Source organism: Pseudomonas sp. LFS044, from assembly GCF_047978245.1.
In the GTDB taxonomy this organism is placed as follows: Bacteria; Pseudomonadota; Gammaproteobacteria; order Pseudomonadales; family Pseudomonadaceae; genus Aquipseudomonas.
On record NZ_JBFPFX010000002.1, the window covers coordinates 237481 to 254303 of the forward strand.

At 62.3% G+C, this 16823-nt stretch carries 16 protein-coding genes; 5 read left to right on the forward strand and 11 right to left on the reverse strand.

All coding sequences use genetic code 11. The features are described from left to right. Positions 1 to 34 precede the first annotated feature (34 nt). From nagZ to ACNQPL_RS02685, 3 genes are read right to left on the reverse strand one after another with little or no spacing between them, the layout of a single operon-like run. Positions 35 to 1033: a beta-N-acetylhexosaminidase gene (nagZ, locus tag ACNQPL_RS02675; RefSeq protein ID WP_416465790.1), complete on the reverse strand. Its 999-nt coding sequence runs from the start codon at positions 1031 to 1033 to the stop codon at positions 35 to 37. A 22-nt stretch (positions 1034 to 1055) separates the two neighbouring features. Then, positions 1056 to 1580, reverse strand: a complete 525-nt coding sequence (locus ACNQPL_RS02680) for a L,D-transpeptidase family protein (protein ID WP_416465756.1) — start codon at positions 1578 to 1580, stop codon at positions 1056 to 1058. 40 nt (positions 1581 to 1620) lie between these two features. Next, on the reverse strand, positions 1621 to 2328 hold the full coding sequence (locus tag ACNQPL_RS02685) for a TetR/AcrR family transcriptional regulator (protein WP_346613846.1): 708 nt from the start codon (positions 2326 to 2328) through the stop codon (positions 1621 to 1623). A gap of 225 nt (positions 2329 to 2553) precedes the next feature. Between ACNQPL_RS02685 and lexA the strand changes: the two genes are divergently transcribed. After that, entirely contained in the window at positions 2554 to 3162 is a 609-nt protein-coding gene (gene lexA / locus ACNQPL_RS02690) for a transcriptional repressor LexA (RefSeq protein ID WP_346613845.1), read from the forward strand. 13 nt (positions 3163 to 3175) lie between these two features. Beyond that, entirely contained in the window at positions 3176 to 3652 is a 477-nt protein-coding gene (gene sulA / locus ACNQPL_RS02695; protein WP_346613844.1) for an SOS-induced cell division inhibitor SulA, read from the forward strand. A gap of 37 nt (positions 3653 to 3689) precedes the next feature. On the opposite strand, the gene ACNQPL_RS02700 is transcribed toward sulA, so the two are convergent. From ACNQPL_RS02700 to fadB, 6 genes are all read right to left on the reverse strand, one after another. Next, a complete protein-coding gene (locus ACNQPL_RS02700) occupies positions 3690 to 3923 on the reverse strand; it encodes a hypothetical protein (protein WP_003248777.1) in 234 nt (77 codons plus the stop codon). A gap of 50 nt (positions 3924 to 3973) precedes the next feature. Further along, a complete protein-coding gene (locus ACNQPL_RS02705) occupies positions 3974 to 4489 on the reverse strand; it encodes a DUF6586 family protein (RefSeq protein ID WP_416465759.1) in 516 nt (171 codons plus the stop codon). A gap of 240 nt (positions 4490 to 4729) precedes the next feature. Next, entirely contained in the window at positions 4730 to 7339 is a 2610-nt protein-coding gene (gene topA, locus ACNQPL_RS02710; protein ID WP_416465761.1) for a type I DNA topoisomerase, read from the reverse strand. Positions 7340 to 7439: 100 nt separating this feature from the next. After that, positions 7440 to 7691, reverse strand: a complete 252-nt coding sequence (locus tag ACNQPL_RS02715) for a DUF1653 domain-containing protein (RefSeq protein ID WP_346613841.1) — start codon at positions 7689 to 7691, stop codon at positions 7440 to 7442. A gap of 79 nt (positions 7692 to 7770) precedes the next feature. Beyond that, the gene (gene fadA / locus ACNQPL_RS02720) at positions 7771 to 8946 is read right to left on the reverse strand and encodes an acetyl-CoA C-acyltransferase FadA (RefSeq protein ID WP_387529769.1); all 1176 of its coding nucleotides are present in this window, start codon (positions 8944 to 8946) and stop codon (positions 7771 to 7773) included. Positions 8947 to 8977: 31 nt separating this feature from the next. Further along, positions 8978 to 11125, reverse strand: a complete 2148-nt coding sequence (gene fadB / locus ACNQPL_RS02725) for a fatty acid oxidation complex subunit alpha FadB (protein WP_416465763.1) — start codon at positions 11123 to 11125, stop codon at positions 8978 to 8980. 165 nt (positions 11126 to 11290) lie between these two features. Here fadB and ACNQPL_RS02730 point away from each other — a divergent pair, with 165 nt between their 5' ends. Then, positions 11291 to 11614 carry a hypothetical protein gene (locus tag ACNQPL_RS02730; RefSeq protein ID WP_416465765.1) on the forward strand — a complete coding sequence of 108 codons (324 nt, stop codon included), beginning with the start codon at positions 11291 to 11293 and terminating at the stop codon, positions 11612 to 11614. On the opposite strand, the gene ACNQPL_RS02735 is transcribed toward ACNQPL_RS02730, so the two are convergent. Further along, the gene (locus ACNQPL_RS02735) at positions 11611 to 12048 is read right to left on the reverse strand and encodes a hypothetical protein (protein WP_416465767.1); all 438 of its coding nucleotides are present in this window, start codon (positions 12046 to 12048) and stop codon (positions 11611 to 11613) included. The genes ACNQPL_RS02730 and ACNQPL_RS02735 overlap by 4 nt on opposite strands. 109 nt (positions 12049 to 12157) lie before the next feature. On the opposite strand from ACNQPL_RS02735, the gene ACNQPL_RS02740 reads away from it, so the two are divergent. Then, complete coding sequence (locus ACNQPL_RS02740; RefSeq protein ID WP_346613837.1) at positions 12158 to 12598, forward strand: universal stress protein; 441 nt, start codon at positions 12158 to 12160, stop codon at positions 12596 to 12598. A gap of 115 nt (positions 12599 to 12713) precedes the next feature. On the opposite strand, the gene ACNQPL_RS02745 is transcribed toward ACNQPL_RS02740, so the two are convergent. Beyond that, entirely contained in the window at positions 12714 to 14642 is a 1929-nt protein-coding gene (locus ACNQPL_RS02745) for an ATP-binding cassette domain-containing protein (protein ID WP_346613836.1), read from the reverse strand. 221 nt (positions 14643 to 14863) lie between these two features. Here ACNQPL_RS02745 and ACNQPL_RS02750 point away from each other — a divergent pair, with 221 nt between their 5' ends. Beyond that, entirely contained in the window at positions 14864 to 16792 is a 1929-nt protein-coding gene (locus ACNQPL_RS02750; protein WP_416465770.1) for a transglycosylase SLT domain-containing protein, read from the forward strand. Positions 16793 to 16823: the final 31 nt, after the last annotated feature.

The following is a 16823-nucleotide window of genomic DNA, read 5'->3' on the forward strand; positions in this document are numbered from 1 at the left end:
GGAGCGGGCTTGCCCCGCGAAGAGACCGGGCCGGTCAATCCACCAACTGCGCCTCACGCAACGCCCCCAGCGCCTCCAGCCAACGCGGCTGCTGGCGGTAATCGGTCCGCGCAAAACCCTGCCCACGCATCCGCGCAATACGCGGTGATGGCTTGACCTTCAGGCGCTGCGCCGCGCTCAACGCAAGCTCCGCCGCCGCCCGGTCGTTGCACACCAGGCCCATGTCGCAGCCCGCACTCAGGGCCGCCTCGATGCGATTGGCCGCATCGCCGACCACATGGGCACCGGCCATGGACAAGTCATCACTGAAGATCACCCCGTCAAAACCCAGCTCGCCGCGCAGGATGTCCTGCAGCCAGCGGCGTGAAAAGCCGGCCGGTTGGTTGTCGACCTGCGGATAGATGACGTGCGCCGGCATCACCGCCGCCAACTGGCCGCTGAGGCGGGTGAACGGGATCAAGTCCGCCTGGCGCAGCTCGTCAAGGCTGCGCTCGTCGGTCGGGATGGCTACATGCGAATCGGCCTCGGCCCAGCCGTGCCCGGGAAAATGCTTGCCACAGGCGGCCATGCCCGCTGCGTTCATGCCGCGAATGAAAGCGCCGGCCAGTTGCGTGGCACGCTGCGGGTCGCCCTCGAAAGCACGGCTGCCGACCACGGCGCTGCGCTGGTGGTCAAGGTCGAGCACGGGGGCGAAGCTCAGGTCCAGGCCAACCGCCAGCACCTCGGTGGCCATCAACCAGCCGCACTGCTCGGCCAGGTATTCGGCGTTGGGGTTATCAGCGATTGCACGCATCGCCGGCAAACGCACGAAGCCCTGACGCAGGCGCTGTACCCGCCCGCCTTCCTGGTCCACGGCCAGAATCAGGTCGGGGCGGATGGCACGGATCGACGTGCACAGCTCACGCACCTGGCGCGGGCTGTCGATGTTGCGGGCAAAGATGATCAGGCCGGCCACTTCTGGCTGGCGCAGGAGTTGGCGGTCTTCGGCGGTCAGCCATTTACCGGCGATATCCACCATCAGGGAGCCTTGCAGGCTGACGGTCATAGGCAATCCTTCATTGCAGACTTAAAGAAGCCCACTGGGGGCATGCGGCCTGGTCGATGCGCACCAGGCAATGCGCCGGAACACGCTCGAACAGGCCAAGCAGATCGGTGTTGCGCAGGCGTATGCAGCCATGGGACAGCGGAACGCCCAAGGGTTCCGTGTCGGGCGTGCCGTGCAGGTAGATATAACGGCGGAACGTGTCCACCACACCCAGGCGATTGACCCCTGGCTCGCAGCCGCTGAGCCAGAGAATGCGGGTGAGGACCCAGTCGCGTCCGGGGTGTTGGGCGTGCAGTTCGGGCGACCAGACCTCTCCAGTCCAGCGCCGCGCACATAGCACGGCATTGAGCGGCAAGCCTGCACCAATCTTTGCACGCACCTGGTGCAGCCCTCGCGGTGTACACCCGGACCCGTTGCGCTCCCCGGCGCCATTGCGCGCCGTGGAAACAGCAAGCCGCAGGCACAGCCGCCCTTCGGCAAAGCCATAGAGGCGCTGGTCAGCGAGGGAAATGTGCAGGAAATCGAGGTCGGGCATGGGCGCTAGCTTAGCCGAAGCGCCCTGCCCCGCCCAGCCTTCAGGCTTTGGCGGTGGTGCTGCTGGTCTTGCTGCGCGGGCGCAGCTGGGCGGCAGCCATGGCGTCATCGGTGACACCGCTGTCGGCGCGCATACCGGCGGCGAGGAATGGCACCATCAGGCGCATGACCTGCTCGATCGAGGTGTTGATGCCGAAATCGGTTTCGGCGATGGCACGCAGCGCCTTGATGCCGGACATGCTGAACGCCGCCGCACCGAGCATGAAGTGCACGCGCCAGAACAACTCAAGCGGCGGAATGCGCGGTGCGGCTTCGTTGACCAACAGCATGTAGCGGCGGAACACCTTGCCGTACATGTCTTCCAGGTAGCGCCGCAGATGCCCCTGGCTCTGGCTGAAGGCCAGGCCCAACAGGCGCATGAAGATCGACAGGTCATTATTGCTGCGCGGCTGCACCACCAGCGCCTGGTCCACGAGCATTTCCAGCAGTTCTTCGAGGCTGGGCTTTTGTTCGGGCTTGGCCTGACGCCGCTCCAACTCGCGCTCGAGGCTGGCGCAGAACGGCCCGAGGAAGCGCGAGAAGACCGCCTGGATCAGGGCTTTCTTGGAACCAAAGTGGTAATTGACCGCAGCCAGGTTGACCCCAGCCTTGCTGGTAATCAACCGCAACGAGGTTTCCGCAAACCCCCTTTCCGCAAACAGCTGCTCGGCAGCATCGAGAATGCGTTCAACGGTTTCCGATTGGGCCATGACCACTCCGCCAGACAGACAAACAAACAGGTGTTTGAAACATACGTTTCAGCCCTGATGATGTCAAGGCTCAGTGACCGTGCGGTCGCCATTAGAAAGCCACAGGTTCGAAGCTGCAAGCAGCAAGATGGGTGGTACAGCGCTTTTTCTTGCAGCTTGGAGCTTGCAGCTCATCCAGTACTGTATATAATCCCAGTCACTGTATAAAAAGACAGAGCGCCTGCCATGTTGAAACTGACGCCACGCCAAGCCGAAATTCTGGCCTTCATCAAACGCTGCCTCGAAGACAACGGCTTCCCACCGACGCGTGCGGAGATCGCTCAGGAGCTGGGCTTCAAGTCGCCCAACGCCGCCGAGGAGCACTTGAAGGCCCTCGCCCGCAAAGGCGCCATCGAAATGACCCCGGGCGCTTCCCGCGGCATCCGCATTCCGGGCCTTGAAGCGAAAGCCGAAGAAAGCGGCCTGCCGATCATCGGCCGGGTCGCGGCCGGTGCACCGATCCTCGCCGAGCAGCACATCGAGCAATCGTGCAACATCAACCCGACCTTCTTCCACCCGCCCGCCGACTACTTGTTGCGCGTGCACGGCATGAGCATGAAGGATGTCGGCATCTTCGACGGCGATCTACTGGCAGTGCACACCTGCCGCGAGGCTCGTAACGGCCAGATCGTCGTCGCCCGTATCGGCGATGAAGTGACCGTCAAGCGCTTCAAGCGCGAGGGCAGCAAGGTCTGGCTGATCGCCGAAAACCCGGAGTTCGCCCCCATCGAAGTCGACCTGAAAGATCAGGAACTGGTGATCGAGGGTTTGAGTGTCGGCGTCATTCGCCGCTGAACCAGGAGGCGTCATGCAGCAGCTCGTCCAACCACAACAGCAGGTTCAGCTTCCGCTTTTCGAGGCGTTCCTTGCTCAACCGGTACTGCCTGGCCTGAAGGCCAGTGAGCAGGCACGCAAGAATAGCCAGCCGGACCTGTTCAGTGAACTGTCCCTGCGTGGCGCCCCCGAGCATTGCCAGAGCCTGTTGGCACCCGTGCTGCGCGAACTGAGCGAAGAGCAAGAGGCCCGCTGGCTGACGCTGATAGCCCCACCCGCCAGCCTGACCCAGGCCTGGTTGCGGGATGCCGGCCTCAACCGTGAACGCATCCTGCTGCTGCACCCACGCGGCAACCAGAGCCCGTTGCAACTCGCCTGTGAAGCCTTGCGCCTGGGGCGCAGCCACACCGTGGTCAGCTGGCTGGGCAGCGTTAACGCCACTGCGCGGCAGCAACTGCTCCGTGCCGCCAGTGCCGGAAATGCACAAAGCCTGAACATCCGCCTCGGCTGATGTTCAGGCTTTGCCTGGACACGATTAAAAACCAGTGTCAGTGAAGTACGCGCGGCCCTTCGTCACGCTCAAGCTCGCCATCCATCAGGCGACCTGCCATCTGCACGCCGACACTCAGCATCGCCTTGGCGACTTCGACGTGTTGGCCCTGCAGGAACACCTTGGCATCTTCCGAGAAATCCAGGGTTACCAGGGAGCCTTCGTCCTCGGCACGACGCAGTTCGATCCGGCCATCAGGCAACTCGACAATTTCCAGAAAAGACGTAGACATAAAGGGCTGTTCTCCGCGAAAGGCCAGTATTGTACCAGCCAGCGCAGCTATCAGCACTCACTCAACGCGTCACGGAATCGTCTCACCAAGCCTTTGAGGTTGGTGCGCCAGCTTTCCAGCTCTTCCCGCGATAGCGCAGGCTGCTCAGGTTGGTCGAGGTTGACGGCCTGAATCAGCGGCTGCGTAACATCGGTTTTTGGAGTTTTCTTCGCGACGGGTGGTCGGAACAAATCGGCATAAGCGCTGAGGAACTGGGCCAGCCACGTTTCGCGCTGCCTGGCCAATTCCAGCAATTCGGCGACCTCAGGTATCGCGATGCCATTGAGCGCATCGTCGGCAAGCGCCTGCTCGACACTGGTCGCAACCGGCAAGCGGTAAAAGCCACCAATCTCGTGACATAGCCCCAGCAGGGCCCCGTACAGGTGGAACAGCGCCGATTCGCGCTCAGCCTGGACCAGGCCTTGGGCGTTCATCGCCTGGCTGTCTGCCGCCTTGGCCATGGACTCGAGCGCAAGCCCGGCAAAGAAGAGTTTCTGGTTGGTGCGGGTGTAGAGTTCCTGGGCCATCTCGAGTGACCTCCCTGAAGCTGCAAGGCGAATACCTGCAGTTTCAGGGATCAGCGACTGCTTGTCACCAATGAAATGGGGCCGCTGTGCGACCCATCGCCGGCAAGCCGGCTCCCACAGAGTATTGCGTGGTCCTGGTGGGAGTTGGCTTGCCGGCTACCACAGGGTATTGCGTGGCCTGGTAGGAGCTGGCTTGCCGGCGATGGGCCGCCTAGCGGCCCCATTTGCAGTGCTGAACGATCAGCGCTTGTCTTCCACCTTCCAGGCGTTGCCGTCGTAGAAGGCCTTCCAGCCGGTCGGCTTGCCATCGACCTCGGACTGCACGTACTGCTCCTTGGTCTTGCGGCTGTAACGGATCACCGCTGGACGACCCTCCGGGTCTTTTTGCGGCGCTTCGCAAAGGAAGTGATACTTCGGATCGATCTCGTGCTTGTGCGGCACGATTTCCATTACCAGCGGCGCGCGAGTCTCGCGGTTCTTGGGGAACTGGCTGGCAGCCAGGAACAGCCCCGAAGCACCGTCACGCAGCACGTAGGTGTCGTCGACCTTCTCGCACTTGAGCTCCGGCATGTCCACCTTGTCCATCTTCGGCGGCGCCGCTTCGCCACTCTTGAGCAGCTTGCGGGTGTTCTTGCACGCAGGGTTGGTACAGCCGAAGAACTTGCCAAAGCGGCCAGTCTTGAGCTGCATTTCGCTGCCGCACTTGTCACACTCCAGGCTCGGCCCTTCGTAGCCCTTGATGCGGTAGCTGCCCTCTTCGATCTCGTAGCCGACGCAATCCGGGTTGTTACCGCAGATATGCAGCTTGTGCTTCTCATCGAGCAGGTAGGCGTCCATCGCCGTGGCGCAGATTGGGCAGCGGTGCTTGCCCAACAGTACGCGCGACTCCGACTCACCCTCGTCATCCGCTGCGATTTCATCGCCCGGCACTAGGTTGACGGTGGCCTTGCAGCGCTCTTTCGGCGGCAGGGTGTAACCCGAGCAACCCAGGAACACGCCGGTGGAAGCAGTTCGGATCATCATCGGCCGACCGCATTCCTTGCACGGAATGTTGGTCATGGTCGGCTGGTTGGCGCGCATCCCGTTCTCAGCGGATTCGGCCGTCTGCAGCTTCTTGCTGAAGTCGCCGTAGAACTCGTCCAGCACGTTTTTCCAGTCACGCTCACCTTGGGCCACGTCGTCGAGATTCTCCTCCATGCCGGCGGTGAACCCGTAGTCCATCAGGTTGGCGAAGCTTTCCGACAGGCGCTCGGTGACGATGTCGCCCATCTTCTCGGAGTAGAAACGGCGGTTGTGCAGCGTCACATAGCCGCGGTCCTGAATGGTGGAAATGATCGCCGCGTAGGTCGACGGGCGGCCAATGCCACGCTTTTCCATTTCCTTGACCAGGCTGGCTTCGGTGAAGCGCGCCGGCGGCTTGGTGAAGTGTTGGCTCGGGTCGATCTGGATCAGCTTGAGCGCTTCACCCTGGACCATTTCCGGCAGTACGTCGTCTTCGCCCGGCTTGCTGACCTGAGGCAGAACACGGGTGTAACCGTCGAACTTGAGAATGCGGCCTTTGGCACGCAGCTCGAAATCGCCCGCTGCCACGGTGACGCTGGTAGACAGGTACTGGGCCGGCGGCATCTGGCAGGCGAGGAACTGGCGCCAGATCAGCTCGTACAGGCGCTCGGCGTCACGCTCCATGCCGTTGAGCTTGGTCGGGTGGGTGTTGACGTCGGACGGACGAATCGCTTCGTGCGCCTCCTGGGCCCCCTCTTTGCTGCCGTACACCAGCGGCGCTTCCGGCAAGTACTGCTTGCCGAACTCGCTTTCGATGTAGCTGCGGGCCATTTCCACGGCATCGGTCGACAGGTTGGTCGAGTCGGTACGCATGTAGGTGATGTAGCCAGCTTCGTACAGACGCTGGGCCATCATCATGGTCTTCTTCACCCCGAAGCCCAGCCGGTTGCTCGCCGCCTGCTGCAGGGTGGAGGTGATGAACGGTGCCGACGGCTTGCTGCTGGTCGGGCGGTCTTCACGCTTGAGCACGGTGTAGCTGGAAGCCTTGAGCTTTTCCAGCGCGGCCATGGCCTGGGCTTCGTTGAGCGGCTTGAAGGCTTCACCCTTCTCGCGTGCCACCTCGAAACGCACCTTGGCGTTTTTGGCGGTGCCCAGGTCGGCGTGCACTTCCCAGTATTCTTCCGGGATGAAGGCGCGGATTTCGCGCTCACGCTCGACCACCAGCTTCACCGCCACCGACTGCACACGCCCGGCCGACAAGCCACGGGCAATCTTGGCCCACAGCAGCGGCGAGACCATGTAGCCCACCACACGGTCAAGGAAGCGCCGCGCCTGCTGGGCGTTGACGCGATGGATGTCCAGCTCGCCGGGTTGCGAGAACGCTTCCTGGATGGCCTTTTTGGTGATTTCGTTGAACACCACGCGCTTGTAGCGGGTGTCGTCGCCACCGATGGCTTCGCGCAGGTGCCAGGCAATGGCTTCCCCCTCGCGATCCAAGTCGGTTGCGAGATAGATGGTGTCAGCATCTTTGGCCAGGCGGCGCAGCTCTTCGATCACCTTTTCCTTGCCAGGCAGGATCTCGTATTTGGCCTTCCAACCGTGATCGGGGTCGACGCCCATGCGCGCCACCAGCTGGCGACGGGCCTTTTCTTTTGGCGACAGGGCCGGAGCCTCACCCGCAGCCTTGCCCCGCTTGGCAGCCGGCTCTTTGCTGGCGCTGGCCGAACCGCTGGTGGGGAGGTCACGGATGTGGCCGATACTCGACTTCACCACGTACTGGTTGCCCAGGTACTTGTTGATGGTCTTGGCCTTGGCCGGGGATTCCACAATGACCAGCGATTTGCCCATGGATCGGAGTATTCCTGAATCTGAAGATGAAAAACGCGTCAGGTGCCAGACGCGGCACCGCTATATATAGTGGCGAAACTGTGAGGTCAAGCGCGGTCGTTCATGCCGGCGACTTGCCAGACAACTCTGCAAGCCCCTCTTCGGCCTTGACCAAAGCAAAGCGTGGCACCTGCTCGCCGTCAACCTCGACGGACTCCTGGAACATCGAAAGGGGTCGTACCCAGAAGCTGTAATCACCATACAGGCATTGGTAGAAGACCATCCACTCTTCGCTCTCGGAGTGCCGCGCAACACTGAAGACACGGTACTCAGGCCCTTTGTAATGCCGGTATACGCCTGGCTGTATCTGCATGTCGCCTTCCCTCTTGAAACAAATTCTGTAAAAAACAAAAACCGGGGCACAGGGCCCCGGCTGCTGCCTTGCAACGCGATCAGACGCGTTCGAAGACCGTGGTGATGCCCTGGCCGAGGCCGACACACATGGTGGCGACACCCAAGGTACCGCCATTCTGCTTCATGACGTTGAGCAGGGTGCCGGAAATCCGTGCACCGGAGCAACCGAACGGGTGGCCCAGAGCAATGGCGCCGCCGTGCAGGTTAACCTTCTCATCCATCTTGTCGAGCACTTTCAAATCTTTGAGCACTGGCAGGGCCTGTGCGGCAAAGGCTTCGTTGAGCTCGATGAAGTCGATGTCGGCCATGGTCAAACCGGCGCGCTTGAGCGCTTTCTGGGTTGCCGGCACCGGCCCGTAGCCCATGATTGCCGGATCAACGCCGGCCACTGCCATGGAACGGATCACAGCCAGCGGCTGGATGCCGAGGTCCATTGCGCGCTGGCCGGACATGACGATCATGCACGAGGCGCCGTCGGTAATCTGCGACGAAGTACCGGCAGTCACGGTACCACCCTTGGGGTTGAATGCCGGCTTGAGCGATGCCAGGCCTTCAAGGGTGGTTTCCGGGCGAATGGTTTCGTCGAAGTCGAAGACTTTCAGGAAGCCGTTCTCGTCGTAACCCTGCATCGGGATGATCTCATCCTTGAACTTGCCTTCGACCGTGGCCTTGTGGGCCAGCTGGTGCGAACGCACGCCAAACAGGTCTTGCTGTTCGCGGGTGATGCCATGCATTTTGCCGAGCATCTCGGCAGTCAGGCCCATCATCCCGGAAGCCTTGGCAGCGTGCAACGACATGTGCGGGTTGGGGTCGACGCCATGCATCATGCTGACGTGGCCCATGTGCTCGACACCACCGACCACGAACACATCGCCGTTGCCGGTCATGATGGCCTGGGCGGCAGTGTGCAGCGCGCTCATCGACGAACCGCACAGGCGGCTGACGGTTTGCGCGGCGGAGGTGTGCGGGATCTGGGTCATCAGCGAGGCCATGCGGGCGATGTTCCAGCCCTGCTCCAGGGTCTGGTTGACGCAGCCCCAGATCACGTCCTCGACCTCTTTCGGGTCGACCTTGCCGTTGCGCTCGAGCAGCTTGCTGATCAGGTGCGCCGACATGTCTTCGGCACGGGTGTTGCGGTGCATGCCACCCTTGGAGCGGCCCATCGGCGTGCGACCGAAGTCGACAATCACCACGTCTCTTGGATTCAGGCTCATATCAATATTCTCGCTCTAACTCGTTGGCCGCTCAGTTGAAGAAGCGCTGGCCGTTCTTGGCCATTTCGCGCAGCTTCGCGGTCGGGTGGTACAGCGGCCCCAGGTCAGCGTACTGGTCGGCCAGGGCGACAAATTCAGCCACACCGATCGAATCGATGTAACGCAGCGCACCACCGCGGAACGGAGGGAAACCAATGCCGTAGACCAGGCCCATGTCCGCTTCGGCAGCGGTTTCAACGATGCCATCTTCCAGGCAGCGCACGGTCTCCAGGCACAGCGGCACCATCATCCAGTTGATGATGTCTTCGTCGGTGACTTCACGCTGCTCGAAGACGATCGGCTTGAGCACGTCGAGCACGGTGGCGTCGAAGACTTTCTTGGGCTTACCACGCTTGTCGGTCTCGTAGGCGTAGAAGCCCTTGCCGTTCTTCTGGCCCAGGCGATTGGCCTCGTACAACGCGTCGACAGCCGAGCGGCGCTCGTCCTTCATACGGTCCGGGAAGCCGTCAGCCATCACGTCACGGCCATGGTGGCCGGTGTCGATGCCGACCACGTCCATCAGGTAGGCCGGGCCCATCGGCCAGCCGAATTTTTCCATGACCTTGTCGATGCGCACGAAGTCGACACCGGCACTGACCAGCTTGGCGAAACCACCGAAGTACGGGAACAGCACGCGGTTGACCAAAAAGCCCGGGCAGTCGTTGACGACGATCGGGTTCTTGCCCATTTTCTTGGCGTAAGCCACGGTGGTGGCGACCGCCACTTCACTGGACTTCTCGCCACGGATGACTTCCACCAGCGGCATCATGTGCACCGGGTTGAAGAAGTGCATGCCAACGAAGTTTTCCGGGCGTTTGAGCGCTTTTGCCAGCAGGTTGATGGAGATGGTCGACGTGTTGGAGGCAAGGATCGCATCCTCTTTCACCTGGCCTTCCACTTCCGCCAGCACGGCTTGCTTGACCTTCGGGTTCTCGACCACAGCCTCGACGACGATGTCGACGTTGCCGAAATCACCGTAGGACAGGGTCGGGCGAATGGCGTTGAGCGCTTCGGCCATCTTTGCCGGCGTCAGGCGGCCTTTTTCGACACGATTGCCCAGCAGCTTGGAGGCCTCGTTAAGGCCAAGCTGAATGGCATCTTCACGAATGTCCTTCATCAGGATCGGCGTGCCCTTGACCGCCGACTGGTAGGCGATACCGCCGCCCATGATGCCGGCGCCGAGCACGGCAGCCTGCTTCACGTCGCGAGCGATTTCGTCGTGGGCCTTGGCCTTGCGCTTGAGCTCCTGATCATTCAGGAACAGGCCGATCAGGCTTTCGGCAACCGAAGTCTTGGCCAGCTTGGCAAAGCCTGCGGCCTCGACTTCCAGTGCCTTGTCACGGCCGAAATTGGCGGCCTTCTGGATGCTCTTGATGGCTTCGACCGGGGCCGGGTAGTTCGGGCCGGCCTGGCCTGCAACGAAGCCCTTGGCGGTCTCGAAGGCCATCATCTGCTCGATGGCATTGAGCTTGAGTTTTTCCAGCTTGGGCTGGCGCTTGGCCTTGTAGTCAAGCTCGCCGCTGATGGCGCGCTTGATCAGGTCCAGGGCGCCGGCCTGCAACAGCTCAGGGGCGACAACGGCGTCGACGGCGCCGACCTTGAGGGCGTCTTCGGCAAGGTTTTCCTTGCCAGCGGCAATCCACTCGATGGCGTTGTCCGAGCCAATCAGGCGCGGCAGGCGCACGGTACCGCCGAAGCCTGGGTAGATACCCAACTTGACTTCTGGCAGGCCGATTTTCGCGGTGCTGGACATGACGCGGTAGTCAGCGGCCAGGCACATTTCCAGACCACCGCCCAGGGCGATGCCGTTGATCGCGGCAACGGTCGGCAATTCGAGGTCTTCGAACGCGTTGAAGATGCGGTTGGCTTCCAGGTTGCCGGCAACCAGCTCGGCCTCGGGCAGCTTGAAATTGTCGACGAATTCGGTGATGTCGGCGCCGACGATGAATACGTCCTTGCCACTGCTGACGATCACACCCTTCACCGAGGCGTCGGCCTTGATGGCGTCGACGGCCTGGCGCAGCTCGTCCAGGGTCAGGCGATTGAACTTGTTGACGGACTCACCCTTGAGGTCGAACTTCAGTTCGACGATGCCGCTTTCAAGAGCCTTAACCGTGATGGCTTTACCTTCGTAAATCATCAACTGATCTCCACGATATGGAAGCTGAACTGTACACGCCGATCGCTGGTGGAAAGCAGCCATTCGCTGCTCTTGCCCAGGCACACCCGTCAGCGCGCTAGTCGGGAGCATGAATGAGCGATGTGACATACAAACGCTCAATTCATACGCCCGTTTGATTTGGGTATGCACACATTCTCCGAAAAGGTCGGCGTTGTCAAATGCTCGCAAGCGGGGTTAAAACGCGACTTTCCGGTCATTTTGTATCGTCCGGGGGCAAAGCATGATGAGCGTGATCGCCGATCATTCATGTCAGCGATTGACCACAAATATCGCGGGGCGCTGCATTTTTTCATGCACGGCGCCGCAGGCTGGCTACACTGCGACTGGCTTGAAGAAATTCCCGGCCTGCCTGGCCTTTTCTGCGCAGCAGAAACGACAAAGCGGCAACCTGACACCGCCCTTCATGGGGTGCTGCCAGGTTGCCGCTTTGTCGTGATAGGGGCTTAAGCGAGGGCTTCGAAGGCGTGGGCAATATCCTGCAACACAGATTTATCGCCACGCTCACTCCAGTACAGGGCAATCATGCGCGTGTCGGCTTCGACCTTGTAGACGGTGGCCGGCAGCCGCGCGAACACCTCGTTCAGGCGCGGCTCCTCGCACGCTTCACGCCACTGGTTGCACCACACGCCCGGGCTGACCTGCCAGTAGCACCAGCTGTCCTCCCGCCCCCGCCGGCGCCCGCGGTGATACTGCGGGCACGGGCTCGGCGGCTCATGCTCCAGCCAGTGCGGCCACTGCTGCGGCGCCAGCTGCATGGCCAACCCCATGCGCCGCGCCTCCAGGCGCAAGCTCATCTGCTCACCCTGTTTGCGCGACTGGCGCAGCCAGGCAAACGGGCTGAGAATCACCGCCAGGATTGACACCACCAGCAATACCGTCATATCTGTAGATCCCATAAAGCGTTGCAAATGAGCGGGTTACTCGGTTTCACGGAAGACCCGCTCGAAAGCGACCATACTTCTACTATCGCGATTGTCAGGAGTACAGCTCATGCCCTACGAACATCTTCTGGTCGCCGTCGACCTTACCGAAGAGTGCGACCCGGTGATCAAACGTGCCATGAAGCTCGCCGAGCCTACAGGCGCCAAGGTCTCGCTGGTGCATATCGTCGAACCCATGGCCATGGCCTTCGGCGGTGACGTGCCAATGGACCTGTCGCAGCTGCAACAGCAGCAGTTCGACCAGGCCAAGGAGCGCATGGACCGCCTGTTCAACAAGTACCCTGAGATCAACCGTGGCGACTCGCACCTGACCTACGGCCAGCCGCGTCAGGAAATCCACCAACTGGCCAAGGACCAGAAGTGCGACCTGATCGTGGTCGGCAGCCATGGCCGGCACGGGCTGGCATTGCTGCTGGGCTCAACGGCCAATGACGTGCTGCATGGCGCGCCGTGCGATGTGCTGGCGGTGCGGCTGCAGAAGAAAGAATGATGTAGCCAGGCCCGGCCTCATCGCCGGCAAGCCGGCTCCCATAGGGGTTGGCACTGCTCTTGAGAACAGTGGCAGCCTGTGGGAGCCGGCTTGCCGGCGATGAGGGCAGGACTGATCAGCCTTCCAGCTCAGCCCAGCGCTCTACCAGGGTATCCAGCTCACCCTGCATCTGCTCGAGCTTGGCCAGCACCGCCGAGGTTTCCTCGATAGGCCGCTGATAGAAGCCCGGTGCGTTGACCTCTTCCTGCGCCACCGCCATGCGCTGTTCGACCGCGTCGATCTGCCCTGGCAGCATCTCCAGCTCGCGTTGCAGCTTGTAGCTGAGCTTTTTCTTCGAGGCATCGGCCACCGCTGCCACTGGCGCAGGTTCGGCTTGCACCTCCTGCTTCTGGACAACTGCGGTGTTGAGCTCGGACTTGCCGCCCTTGCTCTCGGTCACGCCCAACAGGCGCGGCGAACCGCCCTGGCGAATCCAGTCCTCATAGCCACCGACATACTCGCGTACCTTGCCCTCGCCTTCGAACACCAGGGTGCTGGTGACGACGTTGTCGAGGAAGGCCCGGTCGTGGCTGACCATCAGCACGGTGCCCTTGTAGTTGGACAGTACTTCTTCCAGCAGCTCGAGGGTCTCGACGTCGAGGTCGTTGGTCGGTTCGTCCAGTACCAGCAGGTTGGCCGGTTTGCTGAACAGCTTGGCCAGCAACAGGCGCGCACGCTCGCCACCCGACAGCGCCTTGACCGGCGTGCGGGCACGCTGCGGGCTGAACAGGAAATCGCCGAGGTAGCTGAGCACGTGACGGTTCTGGCCGTCGATCTCGATGAAATCGCGGCCTTCGGCCAGGTTGTCGATCACGGTCTTTTCCAGATCGAGCTGGTGGCGCATCTGGTCGAAGTAGGCCACTTCCAGCTTGGTGCCACGCTCGACCTTGCCCGAGGTAGGCTCGAGGTCCCCGAGCATCAGCTTGAGCAACGTGGTCTTGCCGGTGCCGTTGGCACCCAGCAGGCCAATACGGTCCTGGCGCTGCAGGACCATGGAGAAGTCCTTGACCAGCATCGGCCCTTCAGGGTGACGGAAGCTGACGTTCTCCAGCACCATGACCTGCTTGCCGGACTTGTCTGCCGCTTCGATCTGGATGTTGGCCTTGCCCTGGCGCTCACGGCGCTCCCCGCGCTCCACGCGCAGCGCCTTGAGCGCACGCACACGCCCTTCGTTACGGGTGCGGCGGGCCTTGATGCCCTGGCGAATCCACACTTCTTCCTGCGCCAGGCGCTTGTCGAACAGCGCGTTGGCGGTTTCTTCGGCAGCCAGCGCGGCCTCTTTGTGCACCAGGAAGCTGGCGTAGTCGCCGTTCCAGTCGATCAGCCCACCGCGGTCCAGTTCGAGGATGCGGGTGGCCAGGTTCTGCAGGAAAGAACGGTCGTGGGTGATGAACAGCACGGCGCCGTTGAAGCCGCGCAGGGCCTCTTCGAGCCACGCAATGGCACCGATGTCCAGGTGGTTGGTGGGCTCGTCGAGCAGCAGCAGATCGGGCTCCGACACCAGCGCCTGGGCCAGCAGCACACGGCGGCGCCAGCCACCGGACAGCTCGGCCAGGGTCTTGTCGGCCGGCAGTTGCAAGCGGCTCAGGGTGCTTTCCACCACCTGCTGCAGGCGCCAGCCGTCACGGGCTTCGAGCTCGTGCTGAACGTGCATGAGCTTGTCCAGGTCGTCGTCGCCCTGGATGTTCTGGCTGAGGTGGTGGAATTGCGCCAGCAACTCGCCAACGCCATCCAGGCCCGCGGCAACCACGTCGAACACCGTGCGCTCGTCGGCGACCGGCAGCTCCTGCGGCAGTTCGCCGATCTTCAGGCCAGGGGCGCGCCAGATATCACCGTCGTCGCCCTTCTGCTCGCCCTTGACCAGGCGCAGCATGCTCGATTTGCCGGTGCCGTTACGGCCGATGATGCACACCCGCTCGCCACGAGCGATCTGCCAGGACACTTTGTCCAGCAGCGGCATCGCGCCGAATGCGAGGGACACATCGCTGAATTTGAGCAGGGTCATGTTTGTCTCCAGAAAGCGGGCGCGCATTCTACCTGAGTTGGCTCGTTCCGGCATTAAGTTGACCGCAACGCCCGGGCATTACGACATCCGGTCGAACTTAACGCCTTGATACAAGCACAGTGCTTTCACCCGCTGCCGGCAAACGGCTAAGCTAAGGCAATTGCTCCCAACAGTGCTGGCTTCGCCGTCACTTTCCCATGGTTCAACTGCCCGGACGTATCATGCGCAGCCGCCTGTTACAGATTGCCTCCTGCCTGCTGCTTACCGCCGCCACCGCCAGCGCGGCGCAGGCCATCGACCTTTCTCAGCAACGCCAATACTACGACGAGGCCAAGCGTGCGCTGGCCAAAGGCGACAAAGGCCCCTACCTGCGCTACTCCCAGGCCTTGCGCGACTACCCGCTGACGCCTTACCTGGCCTACGACGAACTCACCGCGCGCCTGAAAAGCGCCAGCAACGAGGAAATCGAAGCCTTCCTGGCCAAGCACGGCGACCTGCCCCAGGCCAACTGGATGAAACTGCGCTGGTTGCGCTGGCTGGCCGAGCGCGGCGAGTGGAACACCTTCGTCAAGTACTATGACCCCAAGCTCAACTTCACCGAGCTGGACTGCCTCAATGGCCAGTACCAGTTGAGCCACGGCCAGCGTGCCGAAGGCTATGCCAGCGCCGAGAAACTGTGGAACGTGGGCAAGTCGCAACCGGCCGCCTGCGACACCCTGTTTGCCATGTGGGCCGCCGAAGGCCAGCTCACCGAGGCCAAACGCTGGAACCGCGCCAAGCTGGCAGCCCAGGCACGCAACTATGCCCTGGCCAACAACCTGGTCAATTCCCTGACCACCCTTGCCCCGCAAGGCCGCCTGCTGGTGGATGTGGCGCAAAAGCCTGAGCTGCTCAACCAGCCATCGCGTTTCTCCCCGGTCAACGAAGCCATGTCCGACGTGGTCAGCCTCGGCCTGCGCCGCCTGGCCCGCCAGGACCCGGAGCGTGCCATGGCGCTGCTCGACGACTACGCGCAGCGCATGCACTTCTCCCGCGACGAGAAAGTCGCCATCGCCCGCGAGATCGGCCTGACCCTGGCGCGTCGCTACGACCCGCGCGCCCTCGACCTGATGACCCGCTACGACCCGGAGCTGCGCGACAACACCGTCAGTGAATGGCGCATGCGCCTGCTGCTACGCCTGGGCCGCTGGGAAGATGCCTACGAGCTGACCAAACGCTTGCCGCAAGACCTGGCCAGCAGCAACCGCTGGAAGTACTGGCAGGCGCGCAGCCTGGAGCTGGCACAGCCGAACAACCCGCAAATACCCCTGCTGTACAAGACCGTGGCGCGGGAGCGTGATTTCTATGGCTTCCTCGCTGCCGACCGTGCGCAAACGCCTTATCAGCTGAACAACCGGCCGCTGGTGCTGAGCCCGCAACTGGTCAACAAAGTGCGCAACACCCCGGGCGTCCAGCGTGCGCTGGAATTCCACGCCCGCGGCCAGATAGTCGAAGGGCGCCGCGAGTGGTACCACGTCAGCCGCCACTTCAACCGCGATGAAATGGTTGCCCAGGCGCGCCTGGCCTACGACTTGCGCTGGTACTTCCCGGCCATCCGCACCATCAGCCAGGCCCAGTACTGGGATGACCTGGACATCCGCTTCCCGATGGCCCACCGCGACACCCTGGTACGCGAGGCCAAGGTACGTGGGCTGCATTCGAGCTGGGTGTTCGCCATCACGCGTCAGGAAAGCGCGTTCATGGAAGATGCACGCTCCAGCGTCGGCGCCAGCGGCCTGATGCAGTTGATGCCGGCCACGGCCAAGGAAACCGCGCGCAAGTTCAGCATTCCGTTGGCATCGCCACAGCAGGTGTTCAACCCAGACAAGAACATCCAGCTCGGTGCCGCCTACCTGAGCCAGGTGCACAGCCAGTTCAACGGCAACCGCGTACTGGCCTCGGCGGCGTACAACGCCGGCCCCGGGCGCGTACGCCAGTGGCTCAAGGGCGCCAAGCACCTGAGCTTCGATGTGTGGGTGGAATCGATCCCGTTCGACGAAACCCGCCAGTACGTACAGAACGTGCTGTCGTATTCGGTGATCTACGGGCAGAAGCTCAACTCACCTCAGCCGTTGGTGGATTGGCACGAGCGGTATTTCGACGACATGTGAAACCGCCAATGCTCTTCGCGGGGCAAACCCG

Excerpts from the sequence above, each read along its gene's own strand:
- ACNQPL_RS02680 (WP_416465756.1), bottom strand. The coding sequence starts at position 1,580 with ATGCCCGACCTCGATTTCCTGCACATTTCCCTCGCTGACCAGCGCCTC.
- ACNQPL_RS02685 (WP_346613846.1), bottom strand. The coding sequence starts at position 2,328 with ATGGCCCAATCGGAAACCGTTGAACGCATTCTCGATGCTGCCGAGCAG.
- lexA (WP_346613845.1), top strand. The coding sequence starts at position 2,554 with ATGTTGAAACTGACGCCACGCCAAGCCGAAATTCTGGCCTTCATCAAA.
- sulA (WP_346613844.1), top strand. The coding sequence starts at position 3,176 with ATGCAGCAGCTCGTCCAACCACAACAGCAGGTTCAGCTTCCGCTTTTC.
- ACNQPL_RS02700 (WP_003248777.1), bottom strand. The coding sequence starts at position 3,923 with ATGTCTACGTCTTTTCTGGAAATTGTCGAGTTGCCTGATGGCCGGATC.
- ACNQPL_RS02705 (WP_416465759.1), bottom strand. The coding sequence starts at position 4,489 with ATGGCCCAGGAACTCTACACCCGCACCAACCAGAAACTCTTCTTTGCC.
- topA (WP_416465761.1), bottom strand. The coding sequence starts at position 7,339 with ATGGGCAAATCGCTGGTCATTGTGGAATCCCCGGCCAAGGCCAAGACC.
- ACNQPL_RS02715 (WP_346613841.1), bottom strand. The coding sequence starts at position 7,691 with ATGCAGATACAGCCAGGCGTATACCGGCATTACAAAGGGCCTGAGTAC.
- fadA (WP_387529769.1), bottom strand. The coding sequence starts at position 8,946 with ATGAGCCTGAATCCAAGAGACGTGGTGATTGTCGACTTCGGTCGCACG.
- fadB (WP_416465763.1), bottom strand. The coding sequence starts at position 11,125 with ATGATTTACGAAGGTAAAGCCATCACGGTTAAGGCTCTTGAAAGCGGC.
- ACNQPL_RS02730 (WP_416465765.1), top strand. The coding sequence starts at position 11,291 with ATGCACACATTCTCCGAAAAGGTCGGCGTTGTCAAATGCTCGCAAGCG.
- ACNQPL_RS02735 (WP_416465767.1), bottom strand. The coding sequence starts at position 12,048 with ATGACGGTATTGCTGGTGGTGTCAATCCTGGCGGTGATTCTCAGCCCG.
- ACNQPL_RS02740 (WP_346613837.1), top strand. The coding sequence starts at position 12,158 with ATGCCCTACGAACATCTTCTGGTCGCCGTCGACCTTACCGAAGAGTGC.
- ACNQPL_RS02745 (WP_346613836.1), bottom strand. The coding sequence starts at position 14,642 with ATGACCCTGCTCAAATTCAGCGATGTGTCCCTCGCATTCGGCGCGATG.
- ACNQPL_RS02750 (WP_416465770.1), top strand. The coding sequence starts at position 14,864 with ATGCGCAGCCGCCTGTTACAGATTGCCTCCTGCCTGCTGCTTACCGCC.